We start from the raw sequence: 16,565 nt of genomic DNA on the forward strand, positions 1-16,565 counted from the left end.
CGGCATCCCGTGGTGAGGGTTCCCTCCCGGGAGATCGCTGGAATCTCGTGCGCAGTTCGCTCGCGACGCGTCAGAACAGCTGGTCCGAACCGGCATCATCTGTTTTCGTATTCCGCGAGGAGCGACGGCGGACGGCAGGAAAATGAGGACCGCGGCCGTATCGCACCGCGGTACCGCGGGTCTGTACGGATGTTCGAACGAGAACTTCTCTCCCGACAAGTTCCTGCAGGATATCGCGGGCCGTGTAGACGTCGACGTCGAAAAGACGTTGGATCGTCGCGTTGTTGATCGAATCGTATTCTCGGACATGATCGAGAATTTTCTTGTCCCGATCGCTTCTTGATCGCGTTTGGTATGACAGGGCGGGGCCGAGAGCGGCGATGGCGCCTGCACGTAGCCGATAGTCAGGGAATGCCCGCGAAGCCGTTCTTGAAGTAGGTTCAATCAGCCCGATCTCATCAGTCGCGAGTCGAAGGAGTATGGCTTGCGCAGCGGCGGCGTCCCGTTGCGCGATCGGCGCCAGTTTCCGCGCATCGATCGAGCGCTGATTCGTGAGGATGGACACAACCAGCAGGGCATTCGTGTCGTCTTGAGCACTCTCGGGCAGGGTCGAGACGAACTTCGCAATGCGCGTGTTCGGCGGTCCACCCAGGAATCGAACAATAGTTTCAGAACCGTCGCCTTCGGTCTCCTCGAAGGTCGGCGTCGATCTGCCGTTCCTGATTGCCTCTCGATACATGCGGTCAACGCCCTGCCCGAACTTCTCAGCTAAACCCAACGCGCGCAGGGCCTCTGCCAGCGCCGGGAAGCGCGGCTTCGGCGGGTGCGTGAGAATGTTCGAGGGTGATACTCCCGCCACTAGACGTCCAGGCGACCTCACCTCGAGCGATTCTGGCGAATGCTCGACATGAACTGGCCGCCGATCTCGGTGGTCTCCGTGCATCATTGCGTTCGACACCGCCTCCCGGATTGCAGCAACGGGATAGTCTTGTATCTGAATCTGCTGCCCCGATGGCAAGTTGACCGGTGTGGAGTCGATCCGGGCCTCGACCACGGCTAGCGACTCGGAGAACGCCGGAAGCAATGGCGGGTTCCATCTGCGGCTGAATTTAGTCTCACCACCCATGGTGTCCCGATATTGGTACACGAGCACTTCATGTGCTTGGTCTCTTTCCTGGCAGAGGAGTAGCTCGCCGGCTTTCGTGAGCTGTCGGTCACGGGATGCCAAACCGAGCGCACGCAGCGCCTCGTCCAGATCGCTGTCCGCGAGTGCTTGCAGCGTCGGATTGCTCGCGCGCCTCATGAGCGCTCGAAGCGCGGTGACTGCCGTGGGATCGGAATCGCTGACACTTCTCTCCGATTCGGTGGCACTCCAGTCGGTACCTCGGCGTTCATCGTGGAGTCGGCTGATGTCGACGGTCGACATCGGCAGACATCTGTCCTCGTGGCGCCGCGTCGGGGCCTTCTTCTGGCCGGCGGTGTAGACGTCCAAACCTTCCTGGACATCGACGCGGACCAGTCGAATACCCTCAAAGCTGAAGTCGGTGACCTGCACATCGAGACCCGGATCCGTGATCTCGAAGATGCGTCGACGAAGTACGGACGTGTCGACTTGCGTCCCGAGGAATGCCGCGGGGCCGGCGACGCGGTCGGCGACCCCGATGATGACAGTCCCTCCACTGGCGTTGGCGAAGCAAGCAGCGGCGTCCGCGATGTCTTGGTGCGTGTCCTTCGCACTGGGCGTCTCGCGTTTGAAGTCCAACCGTTGGCCCTCGACGTCGTCCGCCGTTGCATGGCCCGCGAAGATGCGTCGCATCGCATCATCAACTGGATTCACTTTGATCCTCCTTTGGGGGTTTTGCAACTCTTGCACTTTCCCCAAACTCCCGTCAAACGATGTGCTCGTCTGGCGCACGGCGCGGGGGATGGATCGTTCGGGAACTGGGTCGGGTCGGAGGCGGTCGATAAGGCCGCGCGGTAAGGGCACCCTGACTGGGGGTCCGTCGATTCCCGACAGCGAGCCCGAACGGGGGCCCCGGGATGATTGACTTCTCGGACGTTCGTCCGGTCGATCCCCTGAACCCGCTCAGCAGGGGTCGCGGCGGTGAGGAAACGTGCGGATGAGAGTCCTGATCGCCGTGCTGGCCGCCCTTCTCGTGGTGGTCGGTGCCGTCGTCGTACCGTCGGGCACCGCGGTCGCCGCGGCCGCCGCAGCCGCCCCTCCGCCGGCGACCTGCGGCATCGCCGAGCTCGCCCCGGTCCTCCCGGGCGACGAGGTCGAGTCCACGGCGGCGGCCTCGCTGGTGCCGATCCTGGTGCTGCACGGCTGGCTCGGCACCGCGACGCACGACGAGTCGCGCACGGGCGCCTTCTCGCACCTGGTCGACCTGATCGCCACCAACGGCGTCGACCAGCCGGTCACCACCTCCCAGCGCTCGCTCATCGGCGCGTTCCAGGACACCGAGGGCGCCGTCGTCTACACCTTCGACTACCGCGATCTCGCGGCCCGCTGGGTGACCGATCCCGGCATCGCCGACGCCCTGGCCTCCTCGATCGCCTGCCTCACCGCCGCGACCGGCCACCGGGCCGTCGTCGTCGCCCACTCGATGGGCGGCCTCGCCGCGCGCCAGGCCCTCAGCCAGAGCGTCGACGGCGTGCCGGTGGAGTCGATGGTGCGCGAGGTCGTCACCTTCGGCACGCCCAACACGGGCTCGGACCTCGCCCTCCGCCTCGGCCAGATCATCGACTCCACCGGCACGGTCAGCCCCGCGGTGGTCGGCGGACTCGAGCCGCAGTCGCGCCTCGGCCTCTCGGCGCTGCTCGCCTCCTGCGGCGCGGCGGCCTCGCAGGACGCGGGCAACGCGGGGGAGTGCACGGGCATGCCCATGATCGATGCGCTGTCCTCGCAGGCGGGGATCGCCCTGCGCACCGGCTCCACGCAGCTCGCGGCCCTGCCGCCGTGGCCGGAGAGCGTCCGCGTGGTCTCGCTCGCCGGCGACATCCGGGTGACCATCGCCTCGGTCCTGGGCTCGCGGACGGGCTCGGTGTCGCTCGGCGACATCATCGTCGCGCCGCCGTCGGCCGAGGCGGGCGTCGACGACTACGTCGTGTCGACCTGCTATTACACGCTCCTGTCGATGCCGGACGTCCCGTCGGTGCTCGCGGAGCTGAACCCGATGGCGCGGCTGGGCGACGCGCTGCGCTTCTCCGCGATGGTGGTCGCCATCGACGCCAGCCCGTGCCACCACGCCAAGCTGATGCGCAACGTCGAGCTCGCCGGCCACGCCGAGGCGGAGGTCGCCGGTGCGGTGGCGGACGAGCTCGGCATCCCGCGCCTCGGGGCCGTGCGCGCGGGGCAGCACCTCCTGCCGCCGTCGGACGAGCCCCGCCGCCCCTTCCGCCCCTGATCGGCGGGACATGATGTCCGGAGTTTTGACGCGGCCCTGATCGAGCGCCTACGGTCGAGATCGGCCGAAGGGGCGGCCGCCTGGGGGACAGGCAGCGCGGCTCGCGCGGCTCGCACGCCGAGCGCGAGCCGCGCCCGTCCCCGCGCGTCCGGCGGCCTCTGTGACCTCCCGAGTCGCCCCTGTGCGCGACGACTGTCGGCGATCGTCTACGCTCGGGTGCACCGGGGACGCCGAAGCCGCCCCGCTCACCCGCCTCCGGAGGCACGATGGGCACCGACACCCCGCCTGAGGTCCCGCCGCGACCGGCGCGACTCAGCCGTGAGCAGGTCCGGACCCGGCTGCTCGACGCCGCCCTCGCGGTCGTCCGCGCGGAGGGCCTGCGCGTCGGCGTCTCCCACCTTCCGCTCGAGGACGTCATCCGCTCCGCCGGCGTGCCGCGCAGCACGGTCTACCGGATCTGGCCCACCCGTCAGGCGTTCTACGACGAGCTGGTCGCGGCGATCCCCGAGCGGATCCTCACGGCCCGGCTCGACCCCACCTCGCTCACCGCGGGGGACGCCTACCTGCACCGCCGCCTCGCCGAGCAGCCGACTCCCGAGCAGATGCGCGAGATCCTCGTCGCCTCGCTCACCGTCGCCATCGAGGCCAACTACGACAACGTGTTCGCCTCGCAGCACTGGCGCAACTTCGTCGCCCTGATCGGCGCGGTCGACTCGCACTCCGAGTCGGCCCGCGTCGCGATCCACGAGGCCCTGCACTCCCGCCAGGTGCACTTCATCGAGAACATGGCGAAGTACTACCGGCACACCCTCGCCGAGGCGGGTCTGCGCCTGCGCTCGGGCCGGGAGGAGGAGTACGCCGTGCTCGCCTCCGCGATCTCGTCGTTCGTCGAGGGACTCTGCGTCGCCCGGATCGCCGCGCCCGAGCTGGTGACCGGACCGATCGATCCGGGCCGGCCGGACTCGCCCTCGCTCGTGGTGGCGGGCACGCTGATGCTGATCGACGGCTTCTGCGAGCCCGTGCCGTCCGCGCCCGCGCCCACCGGGTCGGCACCGGCGGAGGACGCCGCGCTCTAGCGGTCGGCGGGAGGCTCGTCCTCGGCGACCGGCTCGAGCATCCCGTCGACGATCGAGCGGATCGTCCAGGCGGTGAGGCTCCACTCGACCGGCTCGCCGTCCAGGCCGGGCGCCGTGACGACGGCGTCGAGCTCGTCGTCGAGCAGCCGCCCGCGGTGCACCAGCCCGTCCGTGACGATCGCGGTGAGGTGCGCGAGCTGGAGCGTGGTGAAGCCGGGCCGGAGTGAGGCGCTGAACTGGTCCAGGACGTCCTGGTAGTAGTCGCGCAGCCGCTGGCTGAGCATCGTCTCGAGTCGGCGGGCGGTGGCGCGCACCGCCTCGCGCGCGGGACCCTCCTCCATCGAGAAGGTGCAGGCCAGCAGCGCGTTGTAGGAGGACCAGTCCACCGAGGCGCGGAGGGTCTCCACGCTGGAGTTCGCGCCGATGCGGATCATCTCCCAGGCCACCTGGCGGCGGCCCACCGCGGTGCCGAGGTGGGCGGAGGAGCGCTCGTAGACCTCGGTCATCGCCCGCTGGGCGTCGGGATCCGCGCCGTCCGCGAAGCGGTCCGCGACGAAGATCTCGCCGATCAGGTCGGCGACGAACTCCTCCCGCGTGCTCCAGATCCGGTAGACCGAGCTGCGCGGCACGGCGGCCAGGCGGATGTACTCCTCCATCGGCAGGTGGGCGAAGCCGACCGTGAGCCCGTGGGCCGAGATGACCTCGCGGGCGGCGCGGAGCATCCGGGTCCGCACCTGGTCGGCGGGGATCCGGGTCGAGCGGAGGGAGGTCTCGTCGGAGTCGTTCATCGACACGGAGACTAGCCCTCCTGGGCGGGGTGCGAGCAAGGAGCGGGCTCGGCTGAGATGCGCTGATCGCCGACGGGACGGAATGTCCCGTGCGTGGCTCGGCCGGTCCTCCTTTCGCTACGGTTCGATCCAGGACGGACCCGACCGTCCTTGCAAGGGGTTTCCGTGGCGGAATTCGAGAAGTTCGCTGTGACCGTGGTGAGCGGTCTGTCCATCGAGCGCGCGGCGCTCACGGCCCTCCTGGCCGACGTCCTCCCGCACCTCGGTGTCGCGGACCCGGACGCCGCCGAGGCGGACACGATCGCGGTCCTGGACCTCGACCGGGTCGCGCCCGAGGTGCTGACCAGCACGCTCGCGGCGGTCAGCGCGCGGCATCGCGGTCTGGTGGTGCTGTCCGCGTCGGACTCGCTCGAGGCCGTCCGCGCCGTGCTCCGCCTCGAGCGCACCGCCTTCGTCTGGAAGGGCGACGAGCCGGGCGAGCTCGTCGCGGCCCTGGTGTCGGTCGCGTCCGGCCGCTCCTGGATCTCGGAGGCGGCGCGGCACCGCTTCCTCGCCGCCGGCGAGCACCGCCGGCCCGTGCTCAGCCGGCAGGAGAGCCGCGTCATGCGCTCGTACGGTTCCGGCGCGGCGGTCAAGGACGTCGCCCTCGACATGCGGATCGCCGAGCACACCGTGCGCACCTACATCAAGCGGATCAAGGCCAAGTACCTCGACGCCGGCATCGCGCTGGAGTCACGGGTCGACTTCTACCGCCACCTCGACGGGCACGACGTCGCGATCCGCAACGGCCGCGACCGGGTGCGGCCCGGCCTGCAGGAGGCGGGCGGCGGCGTGCGAGGCGAGGTCGTCTCGTGAGGCGAGCAGGATCGCATTGCCGCTCCCGCGGCCCTCGGCGTAGCTGAGCGGACCGACGGCGGCGACCACCGGCAGGACGCGCTGCACCTCCCGTCGGAGCCGCCGCAGGCGCCGGTGATCGGCGTCGTCGGCGACGTTGACCGCGAGCAGGCCGCCGCCCTCCACCAGCCCGGCGAGACGGCCGAGCACCTCGGCGCGGTAGAAGGGCTCCGGGATCTCGTCGCCGTCGTAGACGTCCAGCACGACGAGGTCGGCCGGCGGCACGGCGAGGGGGCCGGCGGCGTCCGCGGTGACGCTGCGCAGCCGCGTCCCGGCGGGGAGCGGTGCGTGCGCCAGCACGAACTCGACCAGCCCGGCGGCGCGCTCGACGACCGTCTGCTCGGAGCCCGGCCGGGTCGCAGCGACATGGCGCGCCAGGGCCAGCGCCCCGGCGCCGAGGTGGAGGACCGTCACGGGGACGCCCTGCGGCGCGAGCGCATCGACCGCGGCGCCGAGCCGGGCCAGGTACTCGAGGCCGAGCTGCTCGGGCGCGCGGAGGTCGATCAGGGACTGCTCCGAGCCGTCGATCTCCAGCACCAGCGAGCCCTCGCGGATCGGGTCGGGCTCGAGCGAGACCAGCGCTCCACCGGGGAGTCGGGCGGAGGGGGTCACCCGCTCACGCTAGCGGGCGCTCCCGCCTCGCGCCGGACCGCGGCCGCGGCTACGGTTGCAGCCATGGCCGCCCTCATCCTGCTCGACGTCGACGGCGTCCTGAACCCGTCCGTCTCGAGCGACCGCGCAGCCGGCGGCCACCGGCTGATGCTCGAGCCCGAGCGCGAGGAGCTGGTGCGCCGCCTCGCCGCCGTCGGAACGATCGTCTGGGCCACCACCTGGCCGCCGAAGCTCACCTCGGTGCTCGCGGACGACCTCGGTCTGCCGGCCGGCACCGAGGCCATCGTCTTCGGCGGCGGCCTGCCGCGCGACCCGCGCTTCCCCGGGCAGACCGGCAAGCTCCAGCCGGTCGCCGTCTGGCTCGAGCAGGCACGGGAGAGGTCCGCGATCGACGCCGTCGTCTGGATCGACGACAACCTCCGCGGCGACGCCTTCGACTGGGCGCGCGAGCAGGAGACGCCGTTCCACCTGATCGTGCCCGAGGCGGCGACCGGTCTGACGGCGGACGAGGTCGCCGGAGCGGAGTCGTTCCTCGCGGGACTCGGTGCCCGCCCGGCGTCACACGGCGACATCCGGGAATAGCGGTCCCCCTCCCGCTGGTTGGGTGGAGGGTGCGGACGCGTGCGATCGATCGCCGTCCGCTCCTCCCCACCCCACCGAACCGTGCGCGGCTCCGGCCGCGATCCGGTCGTGAGACACCGCGATGCTACGAAGGAAAGACACTGTGACGCTCCTCCCCGCCCGCACCTCGCTGCGCGTCCTGCTCGGCACGACCGCGGCCGCCGCCGCCCTCGTCCTCGCCGGCTGCGCCCCCGCCTCCACCGACGACGTGGTCTCCGGTTCCAGCGGCGACAGCACCGCGTCGACCGCCTCCGGGCTGACGCTCGCCGAGGTCGAGGAGTCCGGGAAGCTGACCATCGGCACCGAGGGCACCTACTCGCCGTTCTCGTTCCACGCGGACGGCGGCACCGGCGACCTCACCGGCTACGACGTCGAGGTCATCACCGCGGTCGCCGAGAAGCTCGGCGTCGAGCCTGAGTTCGAGGAGACCCAGTGGGACGCGATGTTCGCGGGACTGGACGGCGGCCGCTTCGACGTGATCGCCAACCAGGTCTCGATCAACGACGAGCGCAGCGCGAAGTACGACTTCTCCGAGCCGTACTCGGTGAGCCCCGGCGTGGTCGTCGTGCCGGCCGACGACACCGAGATCACCTCGCTCGACTCGCTCTCCGGCAAGACGACCGCGCAGTCGCTCTCGAGCAACTGGTACACGCTCGCGCAGGACAGCGGCGCGACCGTCGAGGGCGTCGAGGGCTGGGCCCAGGCCGTCGCCCTCGTCGAGCAGGGGCGCGTGGACGCGACCCTCAACGACCGCCTCACCTGGCTGGACTGGTCCACGACCTACCCCGACCAGGCCGCGGGCCTGAAGGTCGCCGTGACGACCGACGACAGCTCCTCCAGCGCCTTCACCTTCCCGAAGGGCTCGGACGACCTCGTCGCCGCGGTCGACGGCGCCCTCGACGAGCTGCGCGCCGACGGCACCCTCGCCTCCATCTCCGAGCGCTACTTCGGCGCCGACGTCTCCCAGTAGCGGCATCATGCTGATCGAGTAGCCCGCGCAGCGGGCGTATCGAGATCCACCGTCACCGGAACGCGAGTCTGCAGACCACCGTCCCGGACACGGTGGGTCTCGATACGCCCCTCCGGGGCTACTCGACCAGCAAGAAGGGCGCCTGCCGCGCTGGTCGCCGCTTCCGACGGCCTGCTGCGACATGCTGATCGAGTAGCCCGCGCAGCGGGCGTATCGAGATCCACCGTCACCGAGACGCGAGTCCACCGACCACCGTCTCGGACACGGCGGGTCTCGATCCGCCCCTCCGGGGCTGCTCGACCAGCACGGGTCGGCCGACACCCCCGCTTCGCAAGGCCGAGCGGCCCCGGGAAATGCGTGCCAGCATTTCTCGGAAGCGGACGCGACTCGCTCTGCCCCACGCATCCACCTCGACATGCCGACCGCGGTCTTCTCCCGCCTCCGGCGGGAGAAGACAAGATGGAACTCTTCGTCAGGTCGTTCTGGCCGATCCTGTCGGGCGGCATCGTCGGCACGATCCCGCTGGCGCTGTCGAGCTTCGTGCTCGGCCTGGCCCTCGCGCTGGCCGTCGCGCTGATGCGCCTCTCGCGGGTGAAGGTCCTGGCCTGGATCGCCCGCGCGTACATCTCCGTGATCCGCGGCACGCCGCTCCTGGTGCAGCTCTTCGTGATCTTCTACGGCCTGCCCAGCCTGGGCGTGAAGATCGACCCCTGGCCGAGCGCGATCATCGCCTTCGCGCTCAACGTCGGCGGCTACGCGGCCGAGGTCATCCGCGCCGCGATCCTCAGCGTGCCCAAGGGGCAGTGGGAGGCGGCGCACACCATCGGCATGGGCCGCGGTCTCGCCCTGAGGCGGATCATCCTGCCGCAGGCCGCGCGCGTCTCGGTGCCGCCGCTCTCCAACACGTTCATCTCGCTGGTCAAGGACACCTCGCTCGCCTCGCTGATCCTGGTGACCGAGCTCTTCCGCCAGGCGCAGAAGATCGCCACCGCCTCGAGCGAGTTCATGCTGCTCTACCTCGAGGCCGCCCTCATCTACTGGCTCATCTGCCTCGTCCTCTCCAGCGGCCAGAGCCTCCTCGAGAAGCGATTGGACCGCTATGTCGCCCGTTGACGCCCCCTCCGGCACCGCCGGCCGCCCCGCCGACGGCGACCGCCCCGTCCTCCGCGCCACGGGGCTGCGCAAGTCCTTCAGCGGCGTCGAGGTCCTCCGCGGCATCGACCTCGAGATCCGCCGCGGCGAGGTGATCGCGCTGATCGGCCCGTCCGGCTCGGGCAAGACGACGGTGCTGCGCTCGCTGAACAGCCTCGAGGTTCCCGACGGCGGCCTGCTCGAGCTCGCGGACGGCTCGGTGCTCGACTTCGGCGGGCCGGTCGGCAAGCGCGCCCTCACCGCGCTGCGCGACCGCTCGGCGATGGTCTTCCAGCACTTCAACCTCTTCCCGCACCTCACCGTCCTGCAGAACGTCACGGAGGGCCCGCTGCGCGTGCAGCGCCGCCCGGCGTCCGAGGTGGTGCCGGAGGCGGAGGCGCTGCTCGAGCGCGTCGGTCTCGGCGGCCGCGGCGGCGCCTACCCCTTCGAGCTCTCCGGCGGCCAGCAGCAGCGCGTGGGCATCGTCCGCGCCCTCGCGCTCCGGCCCGATCTCCTGCTCTTCGACGAGCCGACGTCGGCGCTCGACCCGGAGCTGGTCGGCGACGTCCTCTCGCTGATGCGCGAGCTGGCGGGCGAGGGCTGGACGATGCTCGTCGTCACGCACGAGCTGGAGTTCGCCCGGCAGGTCGCCTCCGAGGTCGTCTTCATGGCGGACGGCGTGGTCGTCGAGCGCGGTGCCCCCGCGCAGATCCTCCGCGAGCCGCAGGAGCCGCGCACCCGGCAGTTCCTGCACCGCCTGCTGCACCCGCTCGAGTAGCGCAGCGGCGTCCCCCGTCCCGGGGTGGGCGCGGCGGTCGCTCGTCCCGCGCGGACCCGTGCCTAAGCTGTCGGAGTGACGGGGAACAGCGAAGCCGAGACCACGCGGATGCCGACGACGGGCGACGGGACCGAGCCGACCCGGGAGTACGTGTGGCCCGAGCCGGAGCCGGGCGGGCGCCGTCCCGCGACCGGCGCCACCGCCGTGCAGGAGGCGCAGCCCGCGTCGCCGTCTCCGCTCGGTTCCGTCGAGCCGGAGCCGGAGCCCGCCCGCCGGAAGGGCAACCGCCTCGCCGGCCTCGCCATCGCCCTGCTCACCACCGCGGTCTTCGCCGCCCTGTACCTCGTCGCCCTCACCGCGATCCGCGTGCTGATCGACGCCGTCGCGGGCGACCCCGTGGCGATCGCGCTCGCGCAGGGCCCCACGGCCGTCTTCCTCCTCCCGGTCGCCGCCTTCTTCGCCGGACTCGCCCTCATCGTGCTCGCGGTCAACCGCGCGGGCTGGTGGGCCTACGTCCTCGGCGGCTTCTTCGTCGCCCTGCTCGCCGGCGCGGCGGCCCTCGTCGGCGCCTGGTCCGCGGTCGGCGGCTTCGCCGTGCCGCAGGACCGCACCGCCGTCGTCGACTTCCTCCGCGACCCCGCGACCCTCCTCGCCGTCGCCGCGGCCGCCGTGCTCGCCCGGGAGGTCAGCGTCTGGGGCGGGAGCCTCATCGCCGGCCGCGCGCGGGGAGTGAAGCGCCGCAACGCCGAGCGCGACGCCGCCGCGCAGTCGTGACGCCCGCCGGCCCGGGGGAGCAGGGCCGCGGCGCCGGGCTCGGCTACGGCATCGCCCTCGCGGCGTTCGCGTCCTTCCTCTACCTCGCCCTGGTGGTCTGCGCGTTCGGCGTGCTCAGCCTGCTGCTGGACCAGGACGTCGTCCCCGAGCGCGACGCCGGCCCGATCCTCGGCCCGGTCGTGGTGGCGGTCTGCGTCCTCGCCGTCCTCGTCTCGATGATCACGCTCGCCGCCCGGCCCGGGGTCAGCCGCCTCGTCGGCCCCTCGCTGCTGACGGCGGTCGTCGTCTACGCGCTCTTCCTCCTGGTCGGCGGCGCGATCTACGGCCTGGGTCTGGGAGAGCCGGGCGCCATCCTCCGCTTCGTCGTCGACCACGCCGCGACGCCGTTCGCGATCACCGCGGGCGTGCTGGCCGGAGCGGTGCAGATCCTCTTCCTCGCGATGCTCGCCCGCCGCGACGCCGGCGGCGGGACCCCGCACTGGGGCTGGGAGGGCGACGAGCGCGAGTGAGGCTCCCGGGCCGCGTTCTCTCCCAGGGCGAACGCCGTCCGGTTGACCGCCCCCGTCACTCCCCGTAATATTCTTCGGGTGTGCGCTTTGTCGTGCGCTCGTGTCGTGCCTCCGGGCCGGCGCAGTGCCGCGCTTCGCTCCACCGGGTCCGCGAGGACCCGCGGGTTCGTCCGATCGGGCGGCCCCCACGGCATACCCCTCCTCCTCCAGGTCTCCGCTCGTCGGTGCCGAGAGGGAGTCGGGTCCAGATGAACTCGGCCGTCCCGGAGACGGGCAGGCCGAATGTCGACCATCGATCCGCTGTCACCGTGCAGCATTCAAGGAGCAAATCAGTGCCAACGATTCAGCAGTTGGTCCGAAAGGGACGCACGCCGAAGGTCACCAAGACCAAGGCGCCCGCCCTGAAGGCCAACCCCCAGCAGCGCGGCGTCTGCACGCGCGTCTACACGACCACGCCCAAGAAGCCGAACTCGGCCCTCCGCAAGGTGGCCCGCGTGAAGCTCTCCAACGGCACCGAGGTCACGGCCTACATCCCCGGTGAGGGCCACAACCTCCAGGAGCACTCGATGGTGCTCGTCCGCGGCGGTCGTGTGAAGGACCTCCCCGGTGTCCGCTACAAGATCGTTCGCGGCGCCCTGGACACCCAGGCCGTCAAGAACCGCAAGCAGGCTCGCAGCCGGTACGGCGCGAAGATGGAGAAGAAGTAATGCCTCGTAAGGGACCCGCTCCTAAGCGCCCCGTCGTCGCAGACCCCGTCTACGGCGCCCCGGTCGTCAGCCAGCTCGTGAACAAGATCCTCCTGGACGGCAAGAAGGGCCTCGCCGAGCGCATCGTCTACGGCGCGCTCGAGGGGGTCTCGACCAAGAACGGCCAGGACGCCGTCGTCACGCTCAAGAAGGCGCTCGACAACGTCCGTCCGACCCTCGAGGTCCGCAGCCGCCGCGTCGGCGGCTCGACCTACCAGGTCCCCGTCGAGGTCAAGCCGCACCGCGCCAACACCCTCGCCCTCCGCTGGCTCACCAGCTACGCGAAGGCCCGTCGCGAGAAGACGATGACCGAGCGTCTCATGAACGAGATCCTCGACGCGTCGAACGGTCTGGGCGCCGCTGTCAAGCGTCGCGAGGACACCCACAAGATGGCCGAGTCGAACAAGGCCTTCGCGCACTACCGCTGGTAGCGCACCCCGCGCCCGCCCCCGGCGAGCGCGACCCCCGGTCCCGCGGCGCGCGCCTCAGTGCGTGCGCCGCGGTCCCGGACCCGGCGGCGGATCCTCGGATCCGGCGTGGACGGGCGACCGCCACCATCACGATCCCAGCCGATCGGCCATGAACCCGTTGCGCTGGCTCCATCACCTATCGGAGGAACTCCGTGGCACAAGATGTGCTCACCGACCTGAACAAGGTCCGCAACATCGGCATCATGGCCCACATCGATGCCGGCAAGACCACCACCACCGAGCGCATCCTGTTCTACACGGGTATCACGCACAAGATCGGTGAGGTCCACGACGGCGCCGCCACGATGGACTGGATGGCGCAGGAGCAGGAGCGCGGCATCACGATCACGTCCGCCGCGACGACGTGCTTCTGGAACAAGAACCAGATCAACATCATCGACACCCCCGGTCACGTCGACTTCACGGTCGAGGTCGAGCGCTCGCTGCGCGTCCTCGACGGCGCCGTCGCCGTCTTCGACGGCAAGGAGGGCGTCGAGCCCCAGTCCGAGACCGTCTGGCGTCAGGCCGACAAGTACGACGTCCCGCGCATCTGCTTCGTCAACAAGATGGACAAGCTCGGCGCCGACTTCTACTTCACCGTCGACACGATCATCAACCGCCTCGGCGCCAAGCCGCTGGTCATCCAGCTGCCCATCGGCGCGGAGTCCAGCTTCGAGGGTGTCGTCGACCTCGTCGAGATGCGCGCGCTCACGTGGCGCGGCGACTCGAAGGGTGACGTCGCGCTGGGCGCGAAGTACGAGATCGAGGAGATCCCCGCGGATCTGGCCGACAAGGCCGCCGAGTACCGCGAGAAGCTGCTCGAGACCGTCGCGGAGACCTCCGACGAGCTGCTCGAGAAGTACTTCGGCGGTGAGGAGCTCACGGTCGCCGAGATCAAGGGCGCCATCCGCAAGCTGACCGTCAACTCGGACATCTACCCCGTGCTCTGCGGCTCCGCGTTCAAGAACCGCGGCGTCCAGCCGATGCTCGACGCGGTCGTCGACTACCTCCCCTCCCCGCTCGACGTCCCCGCCATCGAGGCGCACGACGTCCGCGACGAGGAGAAGGTCATCATGCGCCACGCGGACTCGACCGAGCCCTTCTCGGCGCTCGCGTTCAAGGTCGCGGTGCACCCGTTCTTCGGTCGCCTCACCTACGTCCGCGTCTACTCGGGCAAGCTCGACTCCGGCGCCCAGGTCATCAACTCGACCAAGGGCAAGAAGGAGCGCATCGGCAAGATCTTCCAGATGCACTCCAACAAGGAGAACCCGGTCGACTCGGTCACCGCCGGCCACATCTACGCCGTCATCGGCCTCAAGGACACCACCACCGGTGACACCCTGAGCGACCCGACCGCGCAGGTCGTGCTCGAGTCGATGACCTTCCCGGAGCCCGTCATCGAGGTCGCCATCGAGCCCAAGACGAAGGCCGACCAGGAGAAGCTCGGCACCGCGATCCAGAAGCTCGCGGAGGAGGACCCCACCTTCCGCACCGAGCAGAACCAGGAGACCGGTCAGACGGTCATCAAGGGAATGGGCGAGCTGCACCTCGACATCCTGGTGGACCGCATGAAGCGCGAGTTCAACGTCGAGGCCAACGTCGGCAAGCCGCAGGTGGCCTACCGCGAGACGATCCGCCGCACGGTCGAGAAGTACGACTACACCCACAAGAAGCAGACGGGTGGCTCGGGCCAGTTCGCGAAGGTCCAGATCTCCATCGAGCCGATGGAGGTCGAGGCCGACAAGACCTACGAGTTCGTCAACGGCGTCACCGGTGGTCGCGTCCCCCGCGAGTACATCCCCTCGGTCGACGCGGGCATCCGCGACGCCATGCTGGTCGGCGTCCTCGCCGGCTACCCCATGGTGGGCATCAAGGCGACCCTGACCGACGGCGCGGCGCACGACGTCGACTCCTCGGAGATGGCGTTCAAGATCGCCGGCTCCATCGCGTTCAAGGAGGCCTCGCGCAAGGCGCAGCCGGTCCTCCTCGAGCCGCTGATGGCCGTCGAGGTCCGCACGCCCGAGGAGTACATGGGCGACGTCATCGGCGACCTCAACTCGCGTCGCGGGATGATCCAGTCGATGGAGGACGCCGCGGGCGTCAAGGTCATCAAGGCCAACGTCCCGCTGTCCGAGATGTTCGGCTACATCGGCGACCTGCGCTCGAAGACCTCGGGCCGCGCGGTCTACTCGATGACGTTCGAGACCTACGCCGAGGTCCCCAAGGCCGTGGCCGAGGAGATCGTCCAGAAGAACAAGGGCGAGTAGCACTCGTCCCACCCCCGCCGCGGTTCTGCGGAACCGCGGCGGGCCTGGTAGTGTCGTGCGGGTTTGCTGCCGCGTTCTGCGCGCCTCGGATCCTCATCGGATGGCCCGCGCGACCACTGCCGGTAACATACCTACACAAAACCCCCGCAAGTCCTCCTGTCCTCGTGCCGCCCCGTGCGGCGTCGGATGCGGATGCTTGCACCTAAGTCCTGAGGAGGACCCACAGTGGCTAAGGCCAAGTTCGAGCGGACCAAGCCGCACGTCAACATCGGAACCATCGGTCACGTCGACCACGGAAAGACCACCCTCACCGCGGCGATCTCGAAGGTTCTGGCGGACAAGTACCCGTCCGCGACCAACGTCCAGCGTGACTTCGCGTCGATCGACTCCGCTCCCGAGGAGCGCCAGCGCGGCATCACGATCAACATCTCGCACGTCGAGTACGAGACGCCGAAGCGCCACTACGCGCACGTCGACGCCCCCGGTCACGCCGACTACATCAAGAACATGATCACCGGCGCGGCTCAGATGGACGGCGCGATCCTCGTGGTCGCCGCCACCGACGGCCCGATGGCTCAGACCCGTGAGCACGTCCTCCTCGCCAAGCAGGTCGGCGTGCCCTACCTCCTCGTCGCCCTGAACAAGGCCGACATGGTGGACGACGAGGAGATCCTCGAGCTCGTCGAGCTCGAGGTCCGCGAGCTGCTGTCCTCGCAGGGCTTCCCCGGCGACGACGCCCCCGTGGTCCGCGTCTCCGGCCTCAAGGCCCTCGAGGGCGACGAGGCGTGGACCCAGTCCATCCTCGACCTCATGGACGCCGTCGACGCCTCCGTCCCGGACCCGATCCGCGACAAGGACAAGCCGTTCCTCATGCCGATCGAGGACGTCTTCACGATCACCGGTCGTGGAACCGTCGTCACCGGTCGCGCCGAGCGCGGCACCCTCTCGCTGAACTCCGAGGTCGAGATCGTCGGCATCCGCCCGACGCAGAAGACCACGGTCACCGGCATCGAGATGTTCCACAAGCAGCTCGACGAGGCCTGGGCCGGCGAGAACTGCGGTCTGCTCCTCCGCGGCACCAAGCGCGAGGACGTCGAGCGCGGCCAGGTCGTCGTCAAGCCGGGTTCGGTCACGCCGCACACGGACTTCGAGGGCACCGCGTACATCCTGTCCAAGGACGAGGGTGGGCGTCACAACCCGTTCTACGGGAACTACCGCCCCCAGTTCTACTTCCGCACCACCGACGTCACCGGCGTCATCACGCTGCCCGAGGGCACCGAGATGGTCATGCCCGGCGACACCACCGACATGACGGTCGCGCTGATCCAGCCGATCGCCATGGAGGAGGGCCTCGGCTTCGCCATCCGTGAGGGTGGCCGCACCGTGGGTGCCGGAACGGTCACCAAGATCGTCAAGTAGGTTCTCCTACTGATCTCTCGAGAGGGGTCGTCCGCTTCGGCGGGCGGCCCCTCTCGTCGTTCACGGTGCAGGTCGGCCCCGGTCTCGATCCGCTCGGCGGAGG

General features: G+C 70.1%; 15 protein-coding genes. 13 read left to right on the forward strand and 2 right to left on the reverse strand.

Annotated features, from left to right (window positions below; genetic code table 11):
* Positions 1-70 precede the first annotated feature (70 nt).
* Positions 71-1,837, reverse strand: coding sequence for an RNA-binding domain-containing protein (locus EDF22_RS02155; RefSeq protein ID WP_221180882.1), 1,767 nt, complete (start codon positions 1,835-1,837; stop codon positions 71-73).
* Between the two features lie 283 nt (positions 1,838-2,120).
* Here EDF22_RS02155 and EDF22_RS02160 point away from each other — a divergent pair, with 283 nt between their 5' ends.
* Positions 2,121-3,407 carry a triacylglycerol lipase gene (locus EDF22_RS02160; protein ID WP_123702081.1) on the forward strand — a complete coding sequence of 429 codons (1,287 nt, stop codon included), beginning with the start codon at positions 2,121-2,123 and terminating at the stop codon, positions 3,405-3,407.
* Positions 3,408-3,673: 266 nt separating this feature from the next.
* Positions 3,674-4,483: a TetR/AcrR family transcriptional regulator gene (locus EDF22_RS02165; RefSeq protein ID WP_123702083.1), complete on the forward strand. Its 810-nt coding sequence runs from the start codon at positions 3,674-3,676 to the stop codon at positions 4,481-4,483.
* Here EDF22_RS02165 and EDF22_RS02170 read toward each other — a convergent pair.
* Entirely contained in the window at positions 4,480-5,271 is a 792-nt protein-coding gene (locus tag EDF22_RS02170; protein WP_148059085.1) for a hypothetical protein, read from the reverse strand. The two genes, EDF22_RS02165 and EDF22_RS02170, sit on opposite strands and share 4 nt — an antisense overlap.
* A 165-nt stretch (positions 5,272-5,436) precedes the next feature.
* Here EDF22_RS02170 and EDF22_RS02175 point away from each other — a divergent pair, with 165 nt between their 5' ends.
* From EDF22_RS02175 to tuf, 11 genes are all read left to right on the forward strand, one after another.
* A complete protein-coding gene (locus tag EDF22_RS02175; RefSeq protein WP_123733508.1) occupies positions 5,437-6,126 on the forward strand; it encodes a LuxR C-terminal-related transcriptional regulator in 690 nt (229 codons plus the stop codon).
* Between the two features lie 714 nt (positions 6,127-6,840).
* Positions 6,841-7,359 carry an HAD domain-containing protein gene (locus tag EDF22_RS02180; RefSeq protein ID WP_123702088.1) on the forward strand — a complete coding sequence of 173 codons (519 nt, stop codon included), beginning with the start codon at positions 6,841-6,843 and terminating at the stop codon, positions 7,357-7,359.
* A 142-nt stretch (positions 7,360-7,501) separates the two neighbouring features.
* A complete protein-coding gene (locus EDF22_RS02185) occupies positions 7,502-8,368 on the forward strand; it encodes an amino acid ABC transporter substrate-binding protein (protein WP_397459903.1) in 867 nt (288 codons plus the stop codon).
* Between the two features lie 459 nt (positions 8,369-8,827).
* Positions 8,828-9,481 (forward strand): amino acid ABC transporter permease, encoded by a 654-nt coding sequence (locus EDF22_RS02190; RefSeq protein ID WP_123702092.1) that lies wholly within the window; start codon positions 8,828-8,830, stop codon positions 9,479-9,481.
* Positions 9,468-10,277, forward strand: coding sequence for an amino acid ABC transporter ATP-binding protein (locus EDF22_RS02195; RefSeq protein ID WP_123702094.1), 810 nt, complete (start codon positions 9,468-9,470; stop codon positions 10,275-10,277). Before EDF22_RS02190 ends, EDF22_RS02195 begins: the two co-directional genes overlap by 14 nt.
* A 75-nt stretch (positions 10,278-10,352) precedes the next feature.
* Positions 10,353-11,051, forward strand: a complete 699-nt coding sequence (locus EDF22_RS02200; protein WP_148059086.1) for a hypothetical protein — start codon at positions 10,353-10,355, stop codon at positions 11,049-11,051.
* Positions 11,048-11,560: a DUF6121 family protein gene (locus EDF22_RS02205; RefSeq protein WP_123702098.1), complete on the forward strand. Its 513-nt coding sequence runs from the start codon at positions 11,048-11,050 to the stop codon at positions 11,558-11,560. The genes EDF22_RS02200 and EDF22_RS02205 overlap by 4 nt, the downstream gene beginning before the upstream one ends.
* Before the next feature lie 332 nt (positions 11,561-11,892).
* Complete coding sequence (rpsL, locus tag EDF22_RS02210) at positions 11,893-12,267, forward strand: 30S ribosomal protein S12 (protein WP_011186743.1); 375 nt, start codon at positions 11,893-11,895, stop codon at positions 12,265-12,267.
* On the forward strand, positions 12,267-12,737 hold the full coding sequence (rpsG, locus tag EDF22_RS02215) for a 30S ribosomal protein S7 (RefSeq protein ID WP_056037355.1): 471 nt from the start codon (positions 12,267-12,269) through the stop codon (positions 12,735-12,737). Before rpsL ends, rpsG begins: the two co-directional genes overlap by 1 nt.
* Before the next feature lie 191 nt (positions 12,738-12,928).
* On the forward strand, positions 12,929-15,043 hold the full coding sequence (fusA, locus tag EDF22_RS02220) for an elongation factor G (RefSeq protein WP_123445036.1): 2,115 nt from the start codon (positions 12,929-12,931) through the stop codon (positions 15,041-15,043).
* 225 nt (positions 15,044-15,268) lie between these two features.
* Complete coding sequence (gene tuf, locus EDF22_RS02225; RefSeq protein ID WP_123445037.1) at positions 15,269-16,462, forward strand: elongation factor Tu; 1,194 nt, start codon at positions 15,269-15,271, stop codon at positions 16,460-16,462.
* Positions 16,463-16,565: the final 103 nt, after the last annotated feature.

This window comes from Rathayibacter sp. PhB127 (assembly GCF_003751665.1).
Taxonomy (GTDB): Bacteria; Actinomycetota; Actinomycetes; order Actinomycetales; family Microbacteriaceae; genus Rathayibacter; species Rathayibacter festucae.